Below are 22,794 nucleotides of genomic sequence, written 5' to 3' on the forward strand. Positions count from 1 at the left end.
CAGCCGCAATGTTCGGAATTGACAGCACCGTCCTGATGTTTGTTGTGCTGGCTGGCATGAGCGCCGGCGCGGTGGCCTACGCCTTTCTGTTCAACCGCATCAGCGAAGAAAAGAACGTCGGTAAGCGTTTGCAGACGATCAAGGCCGCCGACTCTGACAGAGCCTCGGTCAAGGCCTCGCGCGATCGTGTCGCTGAGGCAGCAAAGCGCCGCAAGTCGGTTCAGGAATCCCTGAAGGAACTGGACGAGAAGCAGAAGCTTCAGGACCGTAATGTCAGTAAAGCGCCTCTCAAGCTTCAGATCCGGCAGGCCGGTCTCGATCTGAGCCTCGGGCGTTTCTATCTCTACTCGGCGATATGCGGACTTGCCCTGACGCTGGTTGCCTTTGTGGCTGGTCTGCCGCCTGTCATTCTGCCCGGCGTTCTTGTGGCTGGCGGCCTTGGCCTGCCGCGCTGGATCGTATCCTTCCTGCGTGCGCGGCGCGTAAAGGCCTTCCTCAACGAATTTCCAAACGCGCTGGACATCATCGTGCGCGCGGTGAAATCGGGCCTGCCTCTGAACGACGGGGTGCGCCTGATTGCTTCAGAAGCACCGGAACCGGTACGCGGCGAATTCCGTCGTATCGTCGATGCCCAGCAGATGGGCCTGTCCATTCCCGATGCCGCCATGCGGATGCCTGAAACCATGCCGTGTTCGGAAGCGGGATTCTTCGGAATCGTCATCCAGATTCAGGCGCAGGCCGGTGGCAATCTGTCGGAGGCTCTTGGCAATCTTTCGCGTGTGTTGCGTGATCGCAAGAAGATGAAAGCCAAGGTCGCAGCCTTGTCGATGGAGGCAAAGGCATCGGCCGTCATCATCGGTTCGCTGCCCATCATCGTGGCGTTTCTCGTCTATCTCACGAGCCCGGAATACATCACGCCCTTGTTCACCACCTCCGGCGGAAACATGATCCTCGGCGTTTCGGCTTTGTGGATGTCGATCGGCATTTTCGTGATGCGCAAGATGATGAACTTCGACGTCTAGGATTTAAGCGGACGCGCTTATTGGATGCATTGAACGGGAGTTTGCCGTGACAGATCTGACCATCAAGACCCTGACCGATCCGGTGTTCCTGACGGCAATTCTGGTCGGCATCGCTGTTTTCGCAACCATGATGACGCTGCTCCCGGCATTCGGCGGCGATCCGCTCAAGACCCGGATGAAAGCGGTTGCGCTGGAGCGGGACGAACTGCGCGCGAAGCAGCGCGCGCGTCTGGCGGCGGAGGCCGAGCGCCGCAGCCGTGGCCTGCGCGAGCAGCAGTCCACCGGCATGCGCAACATCGTCGACAAGCTCGATCTGCGTCGCCTTCTGGCCGACGAGAACACGGTGCGTCATCTCAAGACGGCCGGTTTCCGAGGCCAGAATCCGATGACGAAATTCCTGTTCTTCCGCCTCGTCCTGCCCTTTGCCGGTCTGTCTTTTGCGGTGTTCTACATCTTCGGTCTCGGCGTCATGGCGGAAAAGCCGACGATGATCCGTGTTTTCGCCTGCATCGGCGCTGCCTATGCGGGGTTCTACGCACCTGTCGTCTACGTCACCAACCGCGCCACCAAGCGTAAAGAATCGATCAAGCGCGCCTGGCCAGATGCGCTGGATCTGATGCTGATCTGCGTCGAGTCGGGCATGTCGGTCGAATCGGCGATGCGCAAGGTGGCCGACGAGATTGGCTCCCAGTCGGTGGAGCTTGCCGAAGAGTTCATCCTGACCACCGCCGAGCTTTCCTATCTGCAGGAGCGCCGGCAGGCTTACGAAAATCTGGCCGAGCGCACGGGGCTGGAGCCGGTGAAGTCGGTTACGCAGGCGCTTATTCAGGCAGAGCGATACGGCACGCCGGTCGCTCATGCCTTGCGCGTGCTTTCGGCGGAAAGCCGCGAAGCGCGCATGACCGAGGCGGAAAAGAAGGCTGCCGCGCTGCCGCCTAAACTTACCGTGCCGATGATCCTGTTTTTCCTGCCCGTGCTGTTTGCGGTCATCATCGGCCCGGCAATCATGCAACTGCGCGAAAATGGCGGTTTCTTCGGCGATCAGCCAAAGGCCACCTCAAGTTCCAGCGTCGAGTAGCGGCGGCCGAAGAGGGCACAGTCCTGCCCCTCATGTTTGTGACCGGCTATCCGCAAGGCAACCCCGGTGCTGTTGCACTTCCGTCCGATCAAGCAGCGTCGCTCTGTGCGAGTGCCGGGCTGAAGACTTCGCACCCGTTGCGGCCACGCTTTTTGACTGCGTAGAGTGCCTGATCCGCCTGTTCCATCAGTGATTCTGGCTGAGTGGGGGAGGCTTTCGACCACACCGCCGCGCCCAGACTGACGCTGAGCGGAAAGCTGCGGCCCTGCCAGCGCCATGGCTGCGAGCGTACGGCTTCGACAAGCGCAGATGCGCAGGATTTCGCCTGCGCCGCCGTGGTTTCCGGCAGAACCGCGCAAAATTCATCCCCGCCATAGCGGGCCGGGAAGTCCGTCGGCCTCAGATGCGATGACAGGATATGCGCCAGATGACGCAAGGCATCGTCGCCCGCCGCATGGCCGTGCTCGTCGTTGATTTCCTTGAACAGGTCGAGATCGATGATGAAAACCGCGAAGGGGCGTCCGGTGCGGCCCGATCTCATGACTTCGGCGGCGAGGCGTTCCAGAAACAGGCGTCGGTTCGGCAGCCCGGTCAACGCGTCCTTCGAGGCGAGGGCGGCGACCTCGTCGCGGAGCCGGTCCATGGCCATGACGACAAAGCCGAAGTTCCACACCACGCCGCTGAAGATCACGCACAGAAGCGCGTAGGACTCGACGACATTGTAGAAGCTGCGGTCCGTGTAGCCGCCCATGAGCGCAAAATTCAGGGCTGTTTCCACCGCATGACCAGCCACGCCGATCAGCATGGCGGCAGCGGCGATCCAGTCGCCAAGCTTTCGCTCCGGACGGCGCAGCAGGAAAATCGCGGCAAGCAGCATCGGGACGGATTGAGCCGTTGCATAAACGACGTTGCGCCAGTTCCAGCTTTCGAAGGCAGCCACCATGCACAGCATGCTGACGATGGTGATGGCGACACTGGACTTCCAGCCTCCGCCAGCGCCGTAAAAATGGCGCACGCCGACCCAGAAAAGACAGAAGCCGAAGATGACGAAGCCGTTTCCGACGATAGCCGGGACCAGTGCGCCCTCATTGCCTTGCAGCGACAGGACAGCGCCGCCGATTACCGACAGCAGGCAGCCTGCCAGCCAGATGCGGGCGGTGATGAAAGAGCGGTACACATAGGAAACCGCTGCCCAGATCACGCTGACGGTCAGCGAGTTGAGCAGGATGACGATGTAGAGCGTCAGAAAGTCGAGCGCCACGATACAGGGTCCGGCTTGTGAAATCACCCAGTTGGGCAGGGTTCACGGCTGTTCTTCATGAAAGGTCGGCAATGATGCCGGGCCTTCATGAAGAGAGCAACGCGCCTGAAGTGCCTGCCGGGGACGAGCTTATCACCTTACCTTGACGTAAACGCAATATGGCTTGCCGGATGGGGTGTCGCCGGACCGGAAAATGTCAGTTTGTCGCGGATTTCTTGCCGTCCTGCGCCTTCAGCTGGCTCCAGGAATTCTGCTGCGCCAGCATGGAGCGCAGATAGGCCACGTTGGATCGTGCCTGATCGGGCGACAGTTCCTGCGAGGCGATGCGTTCGGCCTCGTCGAAGCGCCCCTGCAGGCCCACGACCAGCGCAAGGTTCTGGCGCACGCGGCTGTCGGCGCCCGGCTGTCGTGCCGCCGAGGCGAGGAAGCTTTCCGCAGTTCGCAGATCGCCTTCCAGAACATAGGACATGCCGAGATTGGACAGCACCGAGGGTTCTTCCGGCTTGAGATCGAGCGCCTTGCGATAGAGCTGGCGGGCATTGTCCTTCTGGCCGATCTGGTCGAGTATAGCTCCCTCGGCAGACATCAGGCGCCAGTCCGGATATTCCGGGGTCTGGGCCCGGCGAACGGCGTCAAGCGCCGGCTCAAACTGGCCATTGGCCGCGAGCGCCTTGCCATAGGCGGCAAGAACCTGCCTGTCTTTCGGATGGGCGATGGCCAGCTTGCGCATGACGGCCAGCGATTGCTGGGCATTTCCGTCCATCTGCAGGACCGTGGCGAACTGTATGGCAGTTGCCTTGTCGTTCGGGTTTGCAGCATAGGCCTTGCCGAGGCTCGCGGATGCGTTGCGCAACTGACCGGAGGACATCGTCTCCATCGATTTGCCGCCACTGGCGCGACCGATAGAGCCGGTCTTCATCTTGTCGGTGCCACAGCCCGAGACACTTGCCATCAGGACAATTGCGAGAGCAGCCGTTACCAGACGGCGTCCGTTCGCGGCGTGATTGCGCCAAATCTGCATGAGAGCCCGCCTCCATCTGCTGGCGCGGCCGTTTCAGGGCGGCCGATCCTCATGCAAATCAATAGTCCGTTAACCCTAATGGTTGGTTAATTGGGGCGCCGGAAGCGTTAACAGGCGTGGTATTACTCGTGGGCAAGGACCTGCGCCGGCGAAGTCGCCGGGCAGGCCCCGAAAAGATTACTTCAGATCTTCGAGAATGCCGTCATAGAGTTTGCATGCGCCATCGAGGTCGGTGGTGGCCTGAGATTGCGCAGTCGCAAGCTTCTGCCCGATCTCCATTGCCTTCTCCGGGTTCGTGGCGGCCAGTTCCTGCATCTTGGTCGAAACCTCCATCGCCTTCGACTGTACTTCTTCGGCCGTGCAGGCGAAGGCCGGCGTGGCAGCCATCATGATGGACAGGGCAAGAATATAGGTTTTCATGTTTTTCCTCGTATTTAACCAGCCTTGTGAAAGGCCTGCCGTGTCTAGCAGCCGCCGGTGGGCCGGAGAATGGCACGGGGCTCGCCCGAGGATCACTTCATATTTTACCGCGAAACGGCCGCACCGGAGCGATGCCGTTTCGCGGTGGTTTCCGGGTGCTTCAGTTCACGCCGGCCGCTTCCTTCGCCTCTTCCAGATTTGCCAGATAGGGGCGGGCCGAGGCCCATGAGCTGAGGTCGGCACCACTTGGATTCTGGAACACCGCCAGTGCGAATTCGGGCAGGATGGCGAACAGGTGGTCGAATATATCCGCCTGAATCCCCTCGTATGAAGTCCAGACGGTGGTGTTGGTGAAGCAGTAGATCTCGATCGGCAGACCTTCCGGCCCGGGCTGGAGCTGCCGGACCATGATGGTCATGCCCTTGTGCACGCCCGGATGGTTGCGCAGATAGGTGTCCACATAGGCGCGGAACGTGCCGATATTGGTGATCCGGCGCGTGTTCGCTGCCACTCTCGCCTTCTCGCCAAGCTTGCCGTTCCACTCGGAAATCTCGTTTTTCTTATGCCTGAGATAGGTTTCCAGCAGACCGAAGGACTCGAGTTTTGCGAGCTCTTCCGTCGAGAGGAACCTGATGCTCGTCTGGTCGAGATAGATGGATCGCTTGATGCGCCGTCCGCCCGATTCCTGCATGCCGCGCCAGTTCTTGAACGAATCGGTGACCAGCTTGCGGATCGGAATGGTGGTGATGGTCTTGTCGAAATTGCGCACCTGCACGGTGTGCAGCGCGATCTCGATGACGTCGCCATCGGCGTTGAGGCTGGGCATCTCGATCCAGTCGCCCACCCGCACCATGCCGGTGGATGAAATCTGGATGCCGGCGACCAGCGAAAGCAGGGTATCCTGAAACACCAGAATGAGAACCGCGGCCATCGCACCGAGACCCGAGAGCAGGATCAGCGGGGAACGGTCGATGAGGGTTGCGATCATCAGCAGTGCGGCGACCACATAGACGGCGATCTTGACCACCTGAATGTAGCCCTTGATGGGCTTCATCCGGGCTTCCGGCCGGCGGTGATAAAGCGTGTCGACGATGTTGAAAGCGGCGCTGATCGCCATTGCCACCATGAGAATCATGAAGGCATTGGCTACATTCGTCACCACCGTGACCACGACGGCCGGAAGGCCGGGCACCGCCACGATGCCTGCGGCGATCACCAGCGCCGGCGTGACATTGGCCAGCCGTTCTATCACGCCATGGCGACGCAATTCCTCGTCGCGCCCGAATGCCGTTCTGGCAACGATGCGGTTGAGGATCTGGAGAAGAACCGACTTCACGATGAAGTTGGCGAACAGGGCCGCCAGTATCAGCGCGATGAGCGCGGTAAGGGTCTGAAGCCAGGGATAGGACTGGAAAAATTCTTGAATGGAGACCGTCACTGTCTCGCCTGCCTCATCTGTATGATCAATGTTCGGGAATTGGAATCGGCTGAGCCCACCATAGCCGCAAGAAGGGCCTTATTCGAACCTTCCGGTTAAAATAGGGCTCTCAGCCTGCGCAGACAGGGGCAAAGCCGCTTTTTGAACCCTGTTTATCGCCTGCTCGCGACCTGATAAGCCGTGATCGTCCTAGTGATCCAACTGAAAATGCCGGCGGGCCTGACGCGCCGGCTGGAGATGCATGATGTCTGTTGAATTCGCCGCAATCGGTCCGGACCGGGCCCTTCCTGTTTATCTCGTCGGCAAGGACAGGCTGGCGGATGCCGGGCTTTCCGAGCAGGCGCTGGCATGGGCGCAGGCAAACGGCTTCGACGGTCAGGCCGGCAGGACGCTGGTGCTGCCGGGCGAGAGCGGGAACATTGGCGGCGCCGTGTTCGGCCTTGGCGATGGGGCAAGCAGTGCGCTGGCACTCGGTGCTCTGGCGCGGGCCCTGCCGGATGGCGACTGGCAGTTGCAGGGCGCGCTTGATAAGCCGGAAATCGCCGCACTCGCCGTGGCGCTCGGCGGCTATGTCTTCACCCGCTATGGCAAGAAACCCGGTCGCCGGTTGCGGCTCTCCGTTCCCGAAGGGGTGGATGCAGGACGGCTCGGGCGCCTGACGGAAAGCGTCTTCCTCACGCGCGACCTGATCAACACGCCGACCAATGACATGGGCCCGGACGCGCTGGAAAAGGCGGCGCGGGACCTGGCGGCAAGGCATGGCGCAGAGGTCTCGGTGACGGCCGGCGACGATCTTCTTGCCGCCAGCTTCCCGATGATCCACGCGGTCGGCCGCGCGTCCGACAAGGCGCCGCGCCTGATCGACCTGCGCTGGGGGCGGGAGGACGCGCCGAAGGTGACGCTGGTCGGCAAGGGCGTGTGCTTCGACACCGGCGGGCTCGACATCAAGCCGGCCTCCGGCATGCTGTTGATGAAGAAGGACATGGGCGGGGCCGCCAATGTGCTGGGGCTCGCATCCATGATCATGGCGGGCGGGCTGAAGGTGCGGCTGCGCGTTCTCATTCCCGCAGTGGAAAACGCCATTTCCGGCAATGCCTTCCGCCCCGGAGACGTGCTGCAAAGCCGCAAGGGACTGACCGTCGAGATCGGCAACACCGATGCGGAAGGGCGTCTGGTGCTGGGCGATGCGCTGGCGCTGGCCGATGAGGAAAAGCCGGAGCTTCTGATCGACATGGCGACGCTGACAGGTGCGGCGCGCGTGGCGCTCGGCCCCGATCTGCCGCCTTTCTATACAGACGACGAGGCGCTGGCCGGCGAGATCGCCGCCGCATCCGCCGATGTCGAGGACCCGCTGTGGCGCATGCCGCTGTGGCGGCCATATGACGCCAAACTGGCGTCGAAAGTGGCCGACCTGAACAATGTCACCACGGACGGCTTTTCCGGGTCGATCACCGCCGCCCTGTTCCTCAGGCGCTTTGTGGAGAACACCGCCGCCTGGGCGCATTTCGACATCTACGGCTGGACCCCGGCAGAGCGGCCGCATGCCCCGGTGGGCGGCGAGGCGCAGGGCATCCGCGCGCTGGAACAGGTGATCTCGAAACGCTTCGGAAACTGAAACGGAACCGAAACGATTTTGGGCTAAACCGGGCGCATGGTTGTTTCCATGCGTCCGATACAGGCCTTGCGGCTGTGGCAGCAGGTGTGCCTGCACGAAGTGCGCGACGATGCGCATGATCTGACCATGCGCCAGATGGCGATCCTGTTCACCATCTATCTCGACCCGCCGCCGCATACGGTGCGGGGGCTAGCCGCGAAGCTCGGCGTTACCAAGCCGGTCATCACCCGCGCGCTCGACACGATGGGCGCGATGAAGCTGGTGTCGCGCCATAGAGACGAGAACGATCGCCGCAACGTTCTCATCCGCCGCACCGTCGAAGGGGCACTCTATGTCGAGCGCTTCGGCGATGATATTGTCGCCAAAGCCCTCGACCTTCCGACCTGAAAGATGCCGCCGTGACCCTATCCGACCGCCGCCTGCATGCTTATCGTCCCGACCTTGCCGATGCCCGGCTGGAGGGACAGGTTGAAGCGCAGCGCTTCGTTCCGGGCCAGCCGGCGCGTATATCGGTGGCTGTCGCGGACGTGCTGACAGCACCGCGCGCCGATGCCGGCGTCAACACGCAGTTTCTGTTCGGCGACGATGTGCTGGTCTATGACGTCGCCGATGGCTGGGCATGGGTGCAGGCCGAGCGCGACGGCTATGTCGGCTATGTGCGCGAGGCTGAAACCGGTGCGCGGGGCCCGGCTCCGACGCATCTGGTCTCCGTGCCGCGCACCTTCGTCTATCCGGGTCCCGACCTGCGCTTTCCGCGTGCCGGCGTTCTGTCGCTGGGCTCCGCTGTCGCGGTGGTGGGCGCGGCCGAAACGCGCGGCACAGCCTATGCCCTTCTGGACGATGGCAGGGCGGTGATCGCCGGCCATCTGGTGCCTGCTGAACAGCATACGCCGGATTATGTGGCGGTGGCGGAAACCCTCCTCGGCACGCCCTATCTGTGGGGGGGCGCCTCCGGGTTCGGCATCGATTGCTCGGGGCTGGTCCAGCTCGCCATGCGCATGGCCGGTCGCGATGTGCTGCGCGATTCCGACATGCAGGCAGCCGGCCTTGGCGAGCCGCTTGAGCCGGGCGCGGATCACGCCGGTCTGAGACGCGGTGACCTCGTGTTCTGGAAAGGGCATGTCGCGATCATGACGGATAGCAAAAACATGATCCATGCCAACGGCCACACCATGACCGTGGCCCGTGAGGGCCTGAGCGATGCGATCGACCGCATCGGCTATCTCTACGGAACTCCGACCGGCTTCCGCCGCCCCTGATTCGCTGGCTCCTGATCTGCGGGCTCAGCTCTTGGTACGGCGCAAATGCTCGTCCAGCCGGGGCATGATCTCCACGAAATTGCAGGGCATGTGCCGGTAATCGAACTGGGCTTTGAGGATGCCGTCCCAGGCATCCCGGCAGGCGCCGGGGGAGCCCGGCAGCACGAAGACGAAGGTGGCGTTGACCACCCCGCCGGTGGCGCGGCTCTGGATGGTCGACGTGCCGATCTTGTTGTAGGAAATGCGGTGGAACACTTCCGAGAAGCCGTCCATGCGTTTCTCGAAGATCGGCTCCAGCGCCTCGGGCGTCACGTCGCGGCCGGTGAAGCCGGTGCCGCCGGTGGTGATGATGGCATCGATGCCGTCATCCTGCGACCAGCCAAGCACCTTGTCGCGGATCGCCTGCCTGTCGTCGGTCACGATGTCACGTGCGGCCAGAACATGGCCGGCTTCCGCTATGCGGTCGGCCAGCGTCTGGCCGGAGCGATCTTCCGCGAGGCTGCGCGTGTCCGACACGGTCAGCACCGCGAAACGCACGGGGATGAAGGGGCGCTGATCGGACATGATGCTAACCTGTTGTTGACGTGGCGGCGACGAACCAGTCGCGCCGTCCGCGGCTGATGGCTTTCGCCGCAAGTTCAGCCGCCTGCCTGCTCTCGTAGATGCCGAAACAGGTCGCGCCAGAGCCTGACATGCGGGCAAAGGCGGCCCCGCTGGCCCGGAGTGCGGCGAGGCTTTCGGCAATGGCCGGGGCGATGGAGAGGGCGGCCACTTCGAGATCGTTGCGGCTGGCGGCAAGCCACCCCAGCAATCCATCAAGACTGGCATTCATCGGTAAAGGGGGCAGGGGCGCGTTTTCGCGGCTGGCGAGGGCGGAAAACACCTGCGGCGTCGACACCTCCACACCCGGATTGACCAGCAACATCGCCAGTTGGGGCAGGCCGCTCACCGGCTCGATGCGCTCGCCCGCACCACGCGCCAGCAAGGGCCGGGCGGCAAGGCACATCGGCACATCCGCGCCCAGCCGTGGCGCGAGTGCTGCCAGCGGCGAGGCGTCGTCGAGGTTCCAGTGGCGGGCAAGCGCCCTGAGAGCGGCAGCCGCATCGCTCGACCCGCCGCCGATCCCGGAAGCGATGGGCAGGTTCTTTTCAAGCCGTATGGAAACGGGCGGCAAACGCACACCGGGAAACGCCATTCTGAGTGCCTCGAGGGCGCGGATCACCAGATTGCCGTCGTCCGCGGGCAGGCAGGCAGCGTAGGGGCCGTGCATGGAAAATTCGTCCCGCTCCCCGTGCCCGACGCTCAGCCGGTCGCCATACTCGGTGAAGACGGCAAGGGTTTCCAGCTCATGATAGCCGTCCGGCCGGCGGCCGACGACATGCAGGGCAAGGTTGATCTTGGCCGGGGCGGCCTCGGCAAGCACGGAAATCGCGTTCACGGACGGCAATCAGTCCTTGGCGACGCGGTATTCGCCCGTCTTCGGGTCCTTGACCAGCGTGCCGTTCGCGCCCGTCTTCTGCTGCTGCTCGGCGCGGCGGATTTTTGCCGTCACCCGCTCGGCTTCCCTGACGAAGGTGCGGTAGCCGATATAGGCGACGATGCCCACGGCGACGAAGAAGATGATCTGCGGCATCTCAGCTCTCCTGCGGCACGATGCCGAAAGGCATCCGGCCGATCATGCATGATGGTAGCGCGTGCGCGCGGTTTTTCAAAGGCCGAAGCGCGACCACAAGGCGCGCTCCTCTGCCGCATCGATCAGGCCGGTGGTTGCGGCTGCCGCCATGTCGGGGATGTTTCGGCCGCGCGTTCCGAACGATCCGACCCGCGACAAGAGCCCGCGCGGCGCGCTGATCAGCTTCAGCCGGGTTTTGCTGCCATAGCGCTGTTTCAGAACCTCGCGCATGTCGCCCAGCGAATCCACAAGGCCGAGTTCGAGGCCCTTCTTGCCGGTCCAGAACAGGCCGGTGAACAGGTCGGGATCGTCGCTGAGCTTTGCGCCGCGCCTTTGCCGGACCATGTCGATGAAGGTCTCGTGAATTTCGAGCTGCAGCGATTTCAGCCGTTCCACATCCGCTTTTTTCTCGGGCTGGAACGGATCGAGCACGGCCTTGTTCTTGCCGGCGGTGTGGACGCGGCGCTCGACGCCGATCTTCTTCAACAATTCGGGAAAGCCGAAAGAGGAGGAGACCACGCCGATTGAGCCGACGATCGAGGACGGGTCGGCGATGATCTCGTCGCCGGCCAGCGCGATCATATAGCCGCCGGAGGCCGCCACATCTTCCACGAAGACCAGAACCTTGCGGTTCTTCTCGCGCGCAAGGTCGCGGATGCGCTTGAAGATGAGCCGCGACTGCACCGGCGAGCCGCCCGGCGAATTGATGGAAATCGCGACGGCCGGCGCATCGAAGGCGAATGCCTTTTCGATCAGGCCCGCCGTGGTGGCCAGCGACAGGGCAGGGCGGAACTGGGAACCGCCCGCCATGATCGTTCCGTGCAGGCGGATGACGGGAATGGTGGTGACGTTGGAGCGCCAGGATTTCGGCAGGAGGCGGTTGAGAAGTCTCTTCAAGGCAATGTCTCCGGGATCTGCGCAGCATGTAGGCATTCGCTGCGCCGCAGCAAAGCCGTCAATCGCCGAAAAGTGATTCCACGCCGTTTATTATCTGGTCGCTTTGATGAAGGGGGCGGCCGCTGCCAGCCTCATGCAGCACGAGGGGCGGGCACAGCATGAGCTTGCCGCGCGCGCCATATGTCGCGCGAACGACGATGCGTATCGCGGCCTGATCCTCGCGCGGATGGATGGCCTTGATTTCAACGCTGCCGAAGCGGCCCTCCATGGCCTCCAGTATGGCCGGCAGGGATTCGGGGCGGGCAATGACCGAAACACCGCCGCGCGGGCGGATGACGGCGGCGGCACTGCGCAGCCAGTTCCCGAACAGCCCGTCCTCCATGACATGTGCCTGACGCCTCAGTTCGGCCGGCGTCGCCCGGTCTGCCTCGGCGTTGAAGGGCGGGTTCATGATCACGTATTCGAAGGTATTGTCTTCAAGCCCCGCCATGTGCCGGGCCTTGCCCGTCAGCGCGACATCGGCCGTCAGAACCGCGGCGCGGGCGGCAAGATGCGCATTGCCGCGATGGGCAAGCGTGGCCTCAGCGCAGGCAGCCATTTCCGGCGCGCGCTCCACCAGAACCGCCTGCGCGGTCGGACAACGCGACAGAACGGCTAGGCCGGCGGCACCTGCGCCCGCGCCGAAATCCGCCAGCCGGCCGGAAAAGCCGGAGGGCACGCTTGCGGCCAGCATCATGGCGTCCATTCCGGCGCGATGACCGCCTTTGGCCGGCTGGACCAGCCAGAAGCGGCCACGATGAAAGGCGTCAATGGTATGCCCGTCAGGGCGTGCCTGCTCTTCGCGAGCCATCATGCGTCGCGGATCTCATGGGCGATTCCTGCATCGGCCAGTATCCTGCGGGCCTCGTCGGCCTGTTCGGAATCAACAAGGATGCGCCTCGGCAGGATGCCGAGCGAACCGTCCATGACGCTCATGTTCTGGTCGGCCACCATGCAGGCAATACCCGCATCACGCATCAGCGCTTCCACGAAGGAGATGACGACGGCATCGTTGGTGCGCACAAGCTCGATCATACAGGAGATGTCGCAGTTTGAGGGGCTGATGTAAACGCGTGGATCACGGCTCCTCCTCCATCAGGCTGGCGAGGTGCGCCTTCAGCCGGTCTATGTCGGTGACCGACCAGCCCTGCACGTCCGTCACCTCGATCCATGCATCGATATAGTGCTGCGGCGCATAGACATGGCCATGTCCCATGGGGGTGGTCGTGGCCGTCATCATATCGACCAGCAGTTGCAGGAACGAGACGATTGGATACCAGCGCATCTGGGGCGATACGTCCGGGCCGCGCGGTTCGCTCATCCATTCAGGCGCGCGGTAGACCGAGAGCGGATCGAAGAACACGACGGCGTCGCTGGCATATTGCAGGTAGACGACGCGCATAGGGCCCCATTTTGCGCCCGGAAGGCCGAGCGCGTTTTCCTGCCCGGTGAAGCGCACATAGGAGCCGTCGCGGAACCGTGGCAGCCAGACCGGCGATCCGGCGTTCCTGCGCTCGGTGATCGAGCGCCACAACTGGCTGGAATAGGGCGGGCCGGCCCACAGCGCACCTTGATAGGGATCGCCAAGCACCTCGAAAAGCTCGCTGGAGCGCTGCGAATTCATGGCTCCGAGGCTGAGGCCGTAGAGGTAGAGCTTCGGCCGGCTCTCTTTCGGCAGGCCGGTCCAGTAGCCGTAGACTTCCGTGAACAGGGCGCGCGCCGTCTCCCCGCCATATTCGGGCTCGACCAGCAGCGAAAGCCAGCTTGCCAGATAGGAATATTGCACGGCTACGGTGGCGACGTCGCCGTCGTGAAGATATTCGAGCGTATCGATCGCCGGCGGATCGATCCAGCCGGTGCCGGTCGGCGTGATGAGGACGAGGACAGAGCGGTCGAAGGCATTGATGCGCTTCAGTTCCTCCAGCGCCAGCCGGGCGCGTTCCTGCGGCGTTTCGGCCGAACGCAGGCCGACATAGACGCGCAGCGGCTCCGTCGCCTGCCGTCCGGTAAAGGCGGAAATATCCTGCCGCGACGGGGCCGTGGCGACATATTGGCGGCCGCGCCGGCCGATGCCGTCCCAGTCGAGCAGCGAGGCGGCGCTGCCGGTCTTGACCGGATTTTCCGGCTGCGGCGTGTCCGGCTCGATCAGTTCGTCGGCGGCGCGGAACGAGCTTTCCGCGACATAGATGGCATAGCGCAGCAGGACGCCGTTGATGAGGCTGAAGAAGATCAGCACCGCTGCCGCGACGCCGATGACTGCCGCAATCCGGCGCGGCATGAAGCCCTGAAGCCGCCTGTCGATAAAGTCCAGTGTCCACCGAAACAGGCGGGTGATGCCGAGCAGAACGGTGAAGGTGATGATGGTGATCAGCCCGACGCGGAACGGATAGACGCTGTCCACGGGCGGCATGTCCAGAAGCACGCGGATCGAATTCTGCCATTCCGAGGCCTGCCACAAAAAAGTGATCGCGATGGCGGCGCACACGATGCCGGCCGCTTGCTTGGCGCGGCGTGCAGCCTGCCCCTTCAGCATCGGCAGTTCCAGATAGGTCCACAGCCCCACGCCAAGCACGCCGAGCAGATATCCGACGCCGAAGGCGAGGCCGGCCAGCACGCCCTGCAGAAGATAATCCCGCGGAATCAGCGAAGGCGTGAATGAGGCGGCGAAGAACAGCGTTCCCGTCAGCAGGCCGATTGTGGACAGGGAAAGAGCGAGGCGGGAAAAGAGATTGCCGGTGCGGGACCTGACGGAAGAGGACATGATTTCACTGTCGCCATTGGGACTGAATGCAATTCGGTTTCAGGTATAGGCAGCGGAAGGGTAGATTTTCCAGTTCATTCATGCGAGGCGGAGGCGAATTGCTGGCCCCGCCGTGCCAATTCGCCTCTTGCCGTGACGTGACCATCTCCCTAGAGTCCTGGCAATATGTGGCCGTATCGGCGGGTTTTCTGGTTCAGGAGTCGATAGTTGGGTATCGTTGTCAATCTCGGGGACGGCAAGCGCGAAACCGCTTCCATCAAGGAGCTGGTCGATCTGACGGCTTCAGACATGGGCCGGGTCAACGAACTTATCCTGTCAAAAGCCGGTTCCGACGTGCAGATGATTCCCGAGGTGGCCAATCATCTGATTTCCTCAGGTGGCAAACGCCTGCGCCCGATGCTGACGCTCGCTGCCGCGCAGATGTTCGGCTATGCCGGAGACGGCCATATCAAGCTCGCCACGGCTGTCGAGTTCATGCACACGGCGACATTGCTGCATGACGATGTCGTCGATGAAAGCGGCATGCGGCGCGGCAAGAAGACGGCCCGCATGATCTGGGGCAACCAGGCCAGCGTTCTGGTTGGAGACTTTCTGCTCGGGCAGGCCTTCCGCATGATGGTCGATGTCGGCTCGCTCGACGCGTTGGACATTTTGTCCACGGCGGCCTCGGTCATTGCCGAGGGCGAGGTGATGCAGCTTGCTGCGGCAAAGAATCTGGAAACCACTGAGGACGAGCATTTCGCCGTGATCAAGGCCAAGACGGCGGCGCTGTTCTCCGCGGCTGCGGAAGTCGGGCCGGTGGTCGCCGGTGCCTCGCGCAACGACCGCGCGGCACTTCGCTCCTACGGCATGAACCTCGGGCTTGCCTTCCAGCTCATCGATGACGCGCTGGACTACGGCGGATCGAGCAGCGATCTGGGCAAGAATGTCGGTGACGATTTTCGCGAGGGCAAGGTGACCCTTCCGGTGATTCTCGCCTATCGGCGCGGCACGGCGCAGGAGCGCACCTTCTGGAAGAAGGCGATCGAGGACAACGAGACCGACGACGCCGCGCTGGAAAAGGGAATAGGCCTGCTGGCGCGCCATGCGGCGATTTCGGACACCATCGGCCGCGCCCGCCACTTCGGCGAGATTGCCCGCGACGCGCTGGCGCCGCTGCCGGCGACGCCACAGAAGTCAGCGATGATCGACGTCATCGACTTCTGCATCAGCCGGGTCAATTGACCCGGCCTTTCCCTGAAGCACGTCGCCCGAAAGTGAGAACCGGTTTCGGGAAAACGATACGTGTGCGAACAAGAGCTTGAAGCGTAAGCGGCGAATCTGAAAGATCGCGGCACGCTTTACGTCAGCTACCCAGTTCCTTCCATGACTTGTGCGAATGGGTGCGGTCGGCCAGCGTCTCGATGACCTGACACTCGCAGACCCGCCCCTGCGCGCATTGATCCACCATGTGCTTCAATTCCTTGCGCAGAGCCTGCAAGGCTGCGATTCGCCTGTCCACTTCGACCAGACGCGTTCTGGCGATCTCGTCGGCCTGTGCGCAGGGCTGGTCGGGATCGTCCTGCAGGGACAGAAGCGTGCGGATAGCCTCGATGTCGAAGCCGAGTTCGCGGGCATGGCGGATGAACGCCAGCCGCGTCACCGCCGCAGAGCCGTAACGCCTTTGCTGGCCTGTGGTGCGCAGCGTTTCCGGCATCAGGCCGATCTGCTCATAATAGCGAATCGTGGGAACCTTCACGTCGGCACGCCGGGCCAGTTCACCGATTGAAAAAGCCATTGTCTGTCTTCACCTCATTGTTGAGGGAAAAGTAAGCACTCCGGTCAACTATGTCACCCGCTCAGGGCATCAGGCATCCGGTCTTGCAGGATTGCGCCTGCAAGCGGGTAATCGTACAAATGGCCAGGGCGCATCTGTGCGGTTGGGCAGATGCAAAAATACCCCGGATTGAAGCACGATCCCAAAAAGGCCATGCTTCGCCGTCACATGAAGATTACGACGGTTCCGGCAAGGCGTCCGGGACGCTCTCGGCTGAAAGGATGACGATGCCGCATCAACGCATTCGCTGGCTCGCGGGTCTGACTGTGGCAACCGCGCTGGCTCTGTGCGGCCCGGTCGTCGTTGCGCAGGAGGCGGCAAAGCCGATCGAGATCACCTCGTTCTCCGGCGCCTATCTGGCCGCGCGCGTGGCTGAAGGCGATAACGACCTCGACAGCGCCATTACCTATTACAAGCAGGCGCTGGCTTTCGCGCCCGATGACACCCAGCTCCAGCAAAGCCTGATGCTGACGCTGATCGCGCAGGGCCGCTTCGACGAATCGCTGCCCTATGCCGACAAGCTCAGGGAAGTTCCCGACATCGAGCGCTTTTCGCGGCTCGCGCTTGCGGTCGATACCTTCCGCAAGAAAGACTACCAGAAGGCGGAATACTGGCTGAAGCTGTCGCTCCAGGCCGATCTCGACCGCCTCATCAGTGGCGTCATGACCGGCTGGGCACGTCTCGGCGCCGGTCAGGCCGATGATGCCGTGAATTATGTCGGCAAGCTGAAGGGGCCGGAATGGTTCGATCTTTTCAAGTCATACCATCGCGCGCTGATCGCCGATGCGGCCGGCCTGAAGGACAAGGCCGCCGAGGCTTACAAGGCGACCTTTGAAAACACCGCGGCTGGCGGCGCTGCACCGGAAACATGGCTGCGCAGCGCCGAGGCCTATGCCCGTCTGCTTGCCCGTGAAGGCAAGAAGGACGAGGCGCTGGCGGTTCTCGACAAGTCCGAGGATTTCGTGACCGGCCGGGCCGAAATCGAAGCCCTGCGCGAAAGCATCGGGAGCGGCGCGGAGATCGCGCCGATGGTGGTCACGCCGGCAGATGGCGCGTCCGAGATCCTCACCAATCTGGCCACCGCGCTCAACCGGGGTGGCGGCGAGCCGTTCGTACGGCTTTATCTGGAATATGCGCTGGCGCTGAAGCCCGACAGCGATATCGCGCTGGTGCAGCTCGCCGGTGTTGCCGAGCAGATGAAGGACGGCGAGCGCGCCATTGCCTATTACAAGCGCATTTCCGATGCATCGCCTTACAAGCAGATCGCCGAGTTGCAGCTTGGCCTCAACCTTGCCGATCTCGGCCGCAACGACGAAGCGATCGAGCATCTCAAGGCGCTGGTCGAGTCAAAGCCGGACGAGATGCGCGGTTATCTGGCGCTGGGCGGCGTCTACGGCGCCAAGGAAAACTGGCGGGCCTCGTCGGAGCTTTACGACAAGGCGGTCGAACGCCTGAAGGAGCCGGAACCGGCCGACTGGAACATCTTCTATCAGCGTGGCATCGCTTACGAGCGGCTGAAGGAATGGACGAAGGCCGAACCGAATTTCCGCAAGGCGCTTGAGCTCAATCCCGAACAGCCTCAGGTCATGAACTATCTCGGTTATTCCTGGGTCGACAAGAACATGAACCTTGAGGAGGCGCTGGAGATGATCCAGCGCGCCGTGGAACTGCGTCCGAGCGACGGCTACATCGTCGATTCGCTGGGCTGGGCCTATTACAAGCTCGGCCGCTTCGAGGATGCCGTGCGCGAGCTCGAACGCGCGGTTTCCCTTCGGCCGGAGGATCCGGTTCTGAACGACCACCTCGGCGACGCCTACTGGCGCGTTGGCCGCAGGCTGGAGGCAACCTTCCAGTGGAGCTATGCGCGCGACCTCAAGCCCGAGCCGGACGTTCTGGCCGAGGTTGAGAAGAAGTTGCAGAAGGGACTGCCGCCCATCACGGCCAGCACCGCGCAGGATGCGCCGGCCCCCAAGCCGAAGCCTGCTGCGGAACCGAAGGGCTGAAATCTGTCATGCGAATGCGAAGCGCGACGAAGTGCTTCGCATTCCCCGGCACTTCGCCAGCGCTCTTTTCTTGACGCTCCGGGAGCGGCGCACTAGGGAAGGCACCATCCTTCCCATTTCCGCCGAGGCCGTTTCCGTGAACGCCGAACTTCCTGCCCATATGCATCCCAGCCGCTCGTTTCAGGGGCTGATCCTCACGCTGCACAATTACTGGGCCAATTACGGCTGTGCCGTTCTGCAGCCCTACGACATGGAAGTGGGCGCCGGCACCTTTCATCCGGCCACGACGCTGCGCGCGCTTGGGCCGAAGGCGTGGAATGCCGCCTATGTGCAGCCCTCGCGCCGTCCCAAGGATGGCCGCTATGGCGAAAATCCCAACCGGCTCCAGCACTACTATCAGTATCAGGTCATCCTGAAGCCGAGCCCGCCGGACTTGCAGGAACTTTATCTGGGTTCGCTCGCGGCCATCGGCATCGACCCGCTGCTGCACGACATCCGCTTCGTGGAAGACGACTGGGAAAGCCCGACGCTGGGCGCCTGGGGTCTTGGCTGGGAATGCTGGTGCGATGGCATGGAAGTATCGCAGTTCACCTATTTCCAGCAGGTCTGCGGCATTGAATGCGCTCCCGTGGCGGGCGAGCTGACCTATGGCCTCGAACGGTTGGCCATGTATGTGCAGGGCGTCGACAATGTCTATGACCTCAACTTCAATGGCCGCGAAGGCGAGGAAAAAGTCACCTATGGCGACGTCTTCCTGCAGGCCGAGCAGGAATATTCCCGCTACAATTTCGAGCATGCCAACACCGGCATTCTGCATCAGCATTTCATTGATGCGGAAAAGGAGTGCGTTGCTTTGCTCGCCGCCGGGGCCAATCGTCCGGAAGGCCAGCCGCATCGCATGGTGCTGCCGGCCTACGACCAGTGCATCAAGGCCAGCCACGTCTTCAACCTGCTCGATGCGCGCGGTGTCATTTCGGTGACCGAGCGCCAGAGCTACATCCTGCGCGTGCGCAACCTCGCCAAGGCTTGCGGCGAAGCCTTTCTCCAGACCGAAGCCGGTGGCTTCCAGCGCGCGCCGGAGGCCGCATAAATGCCCGATCTTCTGCTCGAACTTCGTTCCGAGGAAATTCCTGCACGTATGCAGCGCAAGGCTGCGGAAGACCTCAAGAAAATGGTCACCGACGGGCTGGTGGATGCCGGCCTGACCTATGAGGCAGCGCGCGCCTACTGGACGCCGCGCCGTCTGGCGCTCGACGTGCGCGGCCTCACCGCCCGCTCGCGCGATGTGCGCGAGGACCGCAAGGGCCCAAGCACAAAGGCCCCGGAAGCGGCCATTCAGGGTTTCCTGCGCTCTGCCGGACTTGCCTCCATTGAAGAAGCGCATGTGCACTCGGACCCGAAGAAGGGCGATTTCTATGTCGCCCATATCGTCAGGCCGGGGCGCGCGGCGGAAGATATCATCGCCGACCTGATGCCCGGCATCATCCGCGCCTTCCCATGGCCGAAATCCATGCGCTGGGGTGCCGCCTCCGGGCCGAAGGGCCGCAGCTATGGCGGTGTTGCGGGGCGCGGCGGCGATGCGTTGCGCTGGGTCAGGCCGTTGCAGTCGATCCTGTGCACCTTTGGCCCCGAAACCAGCGAGCCGGTGGTGATCGATTTCGAGGTCGAGGGCGTGCGTTCCGGCAACGTCACCTATGGCCATCGCTTTCATGCGCCGCAGGCGATCACCGTCCGGCGCTTCGAGGATTATGCCGCCTCGCTCGAAGCCGCAAAGGTGGTTCTCGATGCCGACCGCCGCAAGGAGATGATCCAGACGGATGCGCGCAATCTGGCCTTCGCCAATGGCCTCGATCTGGTCGAGGACGAGGGGCTCCTGGAAGAGGTAGCCGGGCTTGTGGAATGGCCCGTCGTGCTGCTGGGGGAATTCGAGGAGGAGTTTCTGGCCATACCGCCGGAAGTCATCCGCCTCACCATCCGCGCCAACCAGAAGTGTTTCGTCGCCCGCCCGCAGGGCGAGACTGATGCTCTGGCCAACCGCTTCCTGCTGATCTCCAACATCGAAGCGAAGGACGGCGGCAGGGAAATCGCCCATGGCAACGGCAAAGTGGTGCGTGCGCGCCTTTCGGATGCGGTGCATTTCTGGAAGACCGACCAGGCCGACGTGCCCGATCTCGACCAGCTGAAAGGCTCGGCCGAAAAGCTCGTGCTTGACCTGAAGAAGCCGCTCGACCAGCGCATGGCCCGTCTCGATCATCTGGGCGTGACCTTCCACGCGAAGCTCGGCACGCAGGGCGCGCGCGTTCAGCGCATCGTCGGCCTGGCGCGCGAGATCGCCCCGCTGACGGGGGCCGACCCGGAACTGGCCGCACGCGCGGCGGTGCTCGCCAAGGCCGATCTCCAGACCGAGGTGGTGGGCGAATTCCCCGAGCTTCAGGGCGCGATGGGCCACAAGTACGCGCTGTTGCAGGGCGAGAAGTCCGAGGTCGCCGCAGCGATCGAGGAACATTACAAGCCGCAGGGTCCGTCCGACCGCGTGCCGACTGCTTCGGTGTCCGTGGCGGTGGCGCTCGCCGACAAGCTCGACACGCTGGTCGGTTTCTGGGCCATCGACGAAAAGCCGACGGGTTCGAAGGATCCCTATGCGCTGCGCCGCGCGGCCCTTGGCGTGATCCGCCTGATTCTGGAAAACGATCTGCGGCTCAGCCTCAGGACGCTGATCAGGAATGCTTACCGCGCTATCGTCGAAGACATGGGAAGGAATTCGGCCCTGTTCCTCTCCTATGTCGATAATGTCGACGAAAAGATTTACGACGATACCTACGGCGAATGGTTCTTCACGGATGAGGAAGAAGGCTTTTCAAAGCGCCCGAGAGAATTTTTCTTCGGTCTCCTGAAGCTGAAAGATGTCAGCGGCTCCTTCGCGGTTCAGGATTTTATCGTTGCGCCGCAAAAACTGGCATCCACGCAGGCCGTTACCGACGACATGCTGTCCTTCCTGCATGACCGTTTCAAGGTCTATCTGAAGGATGAAGGTGCGCGCTACGATGCCATCGATGCGGTTCTGACGGCCGACACCGACAACCTGCTTCTGGCGGCAAGGCGGCTGGAAGCCCTTATCTTTTTCCTCGATTCGGAGGACGGCAAGAACCTTCTGGCCGGCACAAAGCGCGCGGCCAACATTCTCGCAGCCGAGGAAAAGAAGGGCACCGCCGTTGCGGGGACCGTGGAACCCGAATTGTTCCGGGACGATGCGGAGAGGAACCTGTTCACCGCCATCGGTCAGGCCGAGACCAACGCGCGCGATGCGATCCGAAACGAGGACTTTTCGGCCGCCATGCGCGCATTGAGCGCCTTGCGCGAGCCGGTCGATGCCTTCTTTGACAAGGTTCTCGTCAATGACGAGGATGCTGCCGTTCGCGCCAATCGCCTCGCCTTGCTTGCCCGCATCCGCACTGCCACCGGCGAGGTTGCCGATTTCTCGCGCATCGCCGGCTAATCCGGCAAGGGGATGACTGAGCGTGGCCGAGATACTGCCCGCCAATAAGGCTCTGGAGCCGGCGCTGGCCCTTTTGAGGGCCGGCGAGGTCGTCGCCATCCCCACCGAAACTGTCTATGGCCTTGCCGGTGACGCCACCAGCGGCGAGGCGGTGGCACGCATCTATGAAGCCAAGGGGCGTCCGCGCTTCAACCCGCTGATCGCCCATGTCAGCGACATGGCAATGGCCAAGCGCATCGGCCGCTTCGATCCGCTGTCGCGCCGGCTGGCGCAGGCATTCTGGCCGGGACCGCTCACGCTGGTCATGCCGATGCAGCCGGATGCCGGCATCCATCCGCTGGCGACCGCCGGGCTGGACACTATCGCGCTACGCATGCCGCGCGGTTTCGGCGCGAAACTGATTGCGGCTCTGGGGCGGCCGCTCGCGGCTCCCAGCGCCAATACGTCGGGGCGCATCAGCGGCACCACCGCCCAGGCGGTTGCTGCCGATCTCGGCCAGCGCATCAGGCTTGTGGTGGATGATGGCGCAACGCCGGTCGGCCTGGAATCGACCATCGTCAAGGTCGAGGACGGCAGGGTGCGCCTGCTGCGCCCGGGCGGCATCGCGGCGGACGAAATCGAAGCGGTTGTCGGCCAGCGGCCTGAGCGCGGCGCGAAGGGCATCGAAGCGCCGGGCATGATGATGTCGCATTACGCGCCGAAGGCCGGAATGCGGCTTGGCGTGGAACGCGTTCTTCCCGGAGAGGCGCTGCTGGCCTTCGGGCCGCAGCGCGTGGCGAATGAGCAGAATGCGGTGGCGGTACTCAACCTTTCGCCTGCGGGGGATTTGCGCGAGGCGGCCGCCAACCTTTTTTCCTTCATGCATGAACTGGACCGCAGCGGCGCTGCCGCGATTGCGGTCGAGCCTGTGCCAATGACGGGGCTTGGCGAAGCGATCAACGACCGGCTGGCGCGGGCGGCAGCTCCGCGTGATGTGGTGAACGGAGACTAGAACCG

General features: G+C 63.1%; 22 protein-coding genes. 10 read left to right on the top strand and 12 right to left on the bottom strand.

The window, feature by feature from the left end:
* Positions 1-8 precede the first annotated feature (8 nt).
* Complete coding sequence (locus HNR59_RS07485; protein ID WP_183828075.1) at positions 9-1,022, top strand: type II secretion system F family protein; 1,014 nt, start codon at positions 9-11, stop codon at positions 1,020-1,022.
* Positions 1,023-1,068: 46 nt separating this feature from the next.
* A complete protein-coding gene (locus tag HNR59_RS07490; RefSeq protein WP_183828077.1) occupies positions 1,069-2,100 on the top strand; it encodes a type II secretion system F family protein in 1,032 nt (343 codons plus the stop codon).
* 88 nt (positions 2,101-2,188) lie between these two features.
* On the opposite strand, the gene HNR59_RS20975 is transcribed toward HNR59_RS07490, so the two are convergent.
* The 4 genes from HNR59_RS20975 to HNR59_RS07510 form a co-directional block, all read right to left on the bottom strand.
* Complete coding sequence (locus tag HNR59_RS20975) at positions 2,189-3,361, bottom strand: diguanylate cyclase (RefSeq protein ID WP_183828080.1); 1,173 nt, start codon at positions 3,359-3,361, stop codon at positions 2,189-2,191.
* Positions 3,362-3,557: 196 nt separating this feature from the next.
* Complete coding sequence (locus HNR59_RS07500) at positions 3,558-4,382, bottom strand: tetratricopeptide repeat protein (protein WP_183828082.1); 825 nt, start codon at positions 4,380-4,382, stop codon at positions 3,558-3,560.
* 177 nt (positions 4,383-4,559) lie between these two features.
* Positions 4,560-4,802, bottom strand: coding sequence for a hypothetical protein (locus HNR59_RS07505; protein ID WP_183828084.1), 243 nt, complete (start codon positions 4,800-4,802; stop codon positions 4,560-4,562).
* 160 nt (positions 4,803-4,962) lie between these two features.
* A complete protein-coding gene (locus HNR59_RS07510; RefSeq protein WP_183831433.1) occupies positions 4,963-6,228 on the bottom strand; it encodes a mechanosensitive ion channel domain-containing protein in 1,266 nt (421 codons plus the stop codon).
* A gap of 256 nt (positions 6,229-6,484) precedes the next feature.
* On the opposite strand from HNR59_RS07510, the gene HNR59_RS07515 reads away from it, so the two are divergent.
* From HNR59_RS07515 to HNR59_RS07525, 3 genes are read left to right on the top strand one after another with little or no spacing between them, the layout of a single operon-like run.
* Positions 6,485-7,855: a leucyl aminopeptidase family protein gene (locus tag HNR59_RS07515; protein ID WP_183831434.1), complete on the top strand. Its 1,371-nt coding sequence runs from the start codon at positions 6,485-6,487 to the stop codon at positions 7,853-7,855.
* Positions 7,856-7,891: 36 nt separating this feature from the next.
* On the top strand, positions 7,892-8,242 hold the full coding sequence (locus HNR59_RS07520; protein ID WP_183828086.1) for a MarR family winged helix-turn-helix transcriptional regulator: 351 nt from the start codon (positions 7,892-7,894) through the stop codon (positions 8,240-8,242).
* Between the two features lie 11 nt (positions 8,243-8,253).
* On the top strand, positions 8,254-9,114 hold the full coding sequence (locus HNR59_RS07525) for a C40 family peptidase (RefSeq protein ID WP_425488628.1): 861 nt from the start codon (positions 8,254-8,256) through the stop codon (positions 9,112-9,114).
* Positions 9,115-9,138: 24 nt separating this feature from the next.
* Here the strand turns inward: HNR59_RS07525 and moaB are convergent, their stop codons facing one another.
* The 7 genes from moaB to HNR59_RS07560 all read right to left on the bottom strand — a co-directional run bounded on the left by moaB (position 9,139) and on the right by HNR59_RS07560 (position 14,483).
* Positions 9,139-9,678 carry a molybdenum cofactor biosynthesis protein B gene (moaB, locus tag HNR59_RS07530; RefSeq protein WP_183828089.1) on the bottom strand — a complete coding sequence of 180 codons (540 nt, stop codon included), beginning with the start codon at positions 9,676-9,678 and terminating at the stop codon, positions 9,139-9,141.
* Between the two features lie 4 nt (positions 9,679-9,682).
* Positions 9,683-10,552, bottom strand: coding sequence for a 4-(cytidine 5'-diphospho)-2-C-methyl-D-erythritol kinase (locus tag HNR59_RS07535; protein ID WP_183828092.1), 870 nt, complete (start codon positions 10,550-10,552; stop codon positions 9,683-9,685).
* A 9-nt stretch (positions 10,553-10,561) separates the two neighbouring features.
* Complete coding sequence (locus tag HNR59_RS07540) at positions 10,562-10,747, bottom strand: hypothetical protein (RefSeq protein ID WP_183828096.1); 186 nt, start codon at positions 10,745-10,747, stop codon at positions 10,562-10,564.
* A 75-nt stretch (positions 10,748-10,822) separates the two neighbouring features.
* The gene (locus tag HNR59_RS07545) at positions 10,823-11,683 is read right to left on the bottom strand and encodes a S49 family peptidase (RefSeq protein ID WP_183828099.1); all 861 of its coding nucleotides are present in this window, start codon (positions 11,681-11,683) and stop codon (positions 10,823-10,825) included.
* A gap of 58 nt (positions 11,684-11,741) precedes the next feature.
* Positions 11,742-12,536, bottom strand: a complete 795-nt coding sequence (locus HNR59_RS07550; RefSeq protein ID WP_246374528.1) for a tRNA1(Val) (adenine(37)-N6)-methyltransferase — start codon at positions 12,534-12,536, stop codon at positions 11,742-11,744.
* On the bottom strand, positions 12,533-12,757 hold the full coding sequence (locus HNR59_RS07555; RefSeq protein WP_183828102.1) for a putative signal transducing protein: 225 nt from the start codon (positions 12,755-12,757) through the stop codon (positions 12,533-12,535). Before HNR59_RS07555 ends, HNR59_RS07550 begins: the two co-directional genes overlap by 4 nt.
* A gap of 43 nt (positions 12,758-12,800) precedes the next feature.
* A complete protein-coding gene (locus HNR59_RS07560) occupies positions 12,801-14,483 on the bottom strand; it encodes an alpha/beta hydrolase (RefSeq protein WP_183828105.1) in 1,683 nt (560 codons plus the stop codon).
* A 207-nt stretch (positions 14,484-14,690) separates the two neighbouring features.
* On the opposite strand from HNR59_RS07560, the gene HNR59_RS07565 reads away from it, so the two are divergent.
* The gene (locus HNR59_RS07565; protein WP_183828108.1) at positions 14,691-15,707 is read left to right on the top strand and encodes a polyprenyl synthetase family protein; all 1,017 of its coding nucleotides are present in this window, start codon (positions 14,691-14,693) and stop codon (positions 15,705-15,707) included.
* A gap of 121 nt (positions 15,708-15,828) precedes the next feature.
* Here HNR59_RS07565 and HNR59_RS07570 read toward each other — a convergent pair whose 3' ends face one another.
* Positions 15,829-16,260 carry a MerR family transcriptional regulator gene (locus tag HNR59_RS07570; protein ID WP_183828111.1) on the bottom strand — a complete coding sequence of 144 codons (432 nt, stop codon included), beginning with the start codon at positions 16,258-16,260 and terminating at the stop codon, positions 15,829-15,831.
* A gap of 266 nt (positions 16,261-16,526) precedes the next feature.
* Here HNR59_RS07570 and HNR59_RS07575 point away from each other — a divergent pair, with 266 nt between their 5' ends.
* The 4 genes from HNR59_RS07575 to HNR59_RS07590 all read left to right on the top strand — a co-directional run bounded on the left by HNR59_RS07575 (position 16,527) and on the right by HNR59_RS07590 (position 22,789).
* Positions 16,527-18,302 carry a tetratricopeptide repeat protein gene (locus tag HNR59_RS07575; RefSeq protein WP_183828114.1) on the top strand — a complete coding sequence of 592 codons (1,776 nt, stop codon included), beginning with the start codon at positions 16,527-16,529 and terminating at the stop codon, positions 18,300-18,302.
* Positions 18,303-18,438: 136 nt separating this feature from the next.
* The gene (locus HNR59_RS07580; protein ID WP_183828117.1) at positions 18,439-19,392 is read left to right on the top strand and encodes a glycine--tRNA ligase subunit alpha; all 954 of its coding nucleotides are present in this window, start codon (positions 18,439-18,441) and stop codon (positions 19,390-19,392) included.
* On the top strand, positions 19,393-21,798 hold the full coding sequence (gene glyS / locus HNR59_RS07585) for a glycine--tRNA ligase subunit beta (RefSeq protein WP_183828120.1): 2,406 nt from the start codon (positions 19,393-19,395) through the stop codon (positions 21,796-21,798). It abuts the gene before it with no gap.
* A 22-nt stretch (positions 21,799-21,820) separates the two neighbouring features.
* A complete protein-coding gene (locus HNR59_RS07590) occupies positions 21,821-22,789 on the top strand; it encodes an L-threonylcarbamoyladenylate synthase (protein ID WP_183828124.1) in 969 nt (322 codons plus the stop codon).
* The last annotated feature ends 5 nt before the right edge of the window (positions 22,790-22,794 follow it).

Source organism: Aquamicrobium lusatiense (genome assembly GCF_014201615.1).
GTDB classification, from domain to species: Bacteria; Pseudomonadota; Alphaproteobacteria; order Rhizobiales; family Rhizobiaceae; genus Mesorhizobium; species Mesorhizobium lusatiense.

Coding starts and splice junctions, on each gene's coding strand:
- HNR59_RS07485 (WP_183828075.1), top strand. CDS start 9: ATGTTCGGAATTGACAGCACCGTCCTGATGTTTGTTGTGCTGGCTGGC.
- HNR59_RS07500 (WP_183828082.1), bottom strand. CDS start 4,382: ATGCAGATTTGGCGCAATCACGCCGCGAACGGACGCCGTCTGGTAACG.
- HNR59_RS07505 (WP_183828084.1), bottom strand. CDS start 4,802: ATGAAAACCTATATTCTTGCCCTGTCCATCATGATGGCTGCCACGCCG.
- HNR59_RS07515 (WP_183831434.1), top strand. CDS start 6,485: ATGTCTGTTGAATTCGCCGCAATCGGTCCGGACCGGGCCCTTCCTGTT.
- HNR59_RS07520 (WP_183828086.1), top strand. CDS start 7,892: ATGGTTGTTTCCATGCGTCCGATACAGGCCTTGCGGCTGTGGCAGCAG.
- moaB (WP_183828089.1), bottom strand. CDS start 9,678: ATGTCCGATCAGCGCCCCTTCATCCCCGTGCGTTTCGCGGTGCTGACC.
- HNR59_RS07540 (WP_183828096.1), bottom strand. CDS start 10,747: ATGCCGCAGATCATCTTCTTCGTCGCCGTGGGCATCGTCGCCTATATC.
- HNR59_RS07550 (WP_246374528.1), bottom strand. CDS start 12,536: ATGATGGCTCGCGAAGAGCAGGCACGCCCTGACGGGCATACCATTGAC.
- HNR59_RS07555 (WP_183828102.1), bottom strand. CDS start 12,757: ATGATCGAGCTTGTGCGCACCAACGATGCCGTCGTCATCTCCTTCGTG.
- HNR59_RS07560 (WP_183828105.1), bottom strand. CDS start 14,483: ATGTCCTCTTCCGTCAGGTCCCGCACCGGCAATCTCTTTTCCCGCCTC.
- HNR59_RS07570 (WP_183828111.1), bottom strand. CDS start 16,260: ATGGCTTTTTCAATCGGTGAACTGGCCCGGCGTGCCGACGTGAAGGTT.
- HNR59_RS07575 (WP_183828114.1), top strand. CDS start 16,527: ATGCCGCATCAACGCATTCGCTGGCTCGCGGGTCTGACTGTGGCAACC.
- glyS (WP_183828120.1), top strand. CDS start 19,393: ATGCCCGATCTTCTGCTCGAACTTCGTTCCGAGGAAATTCCTGCACGT.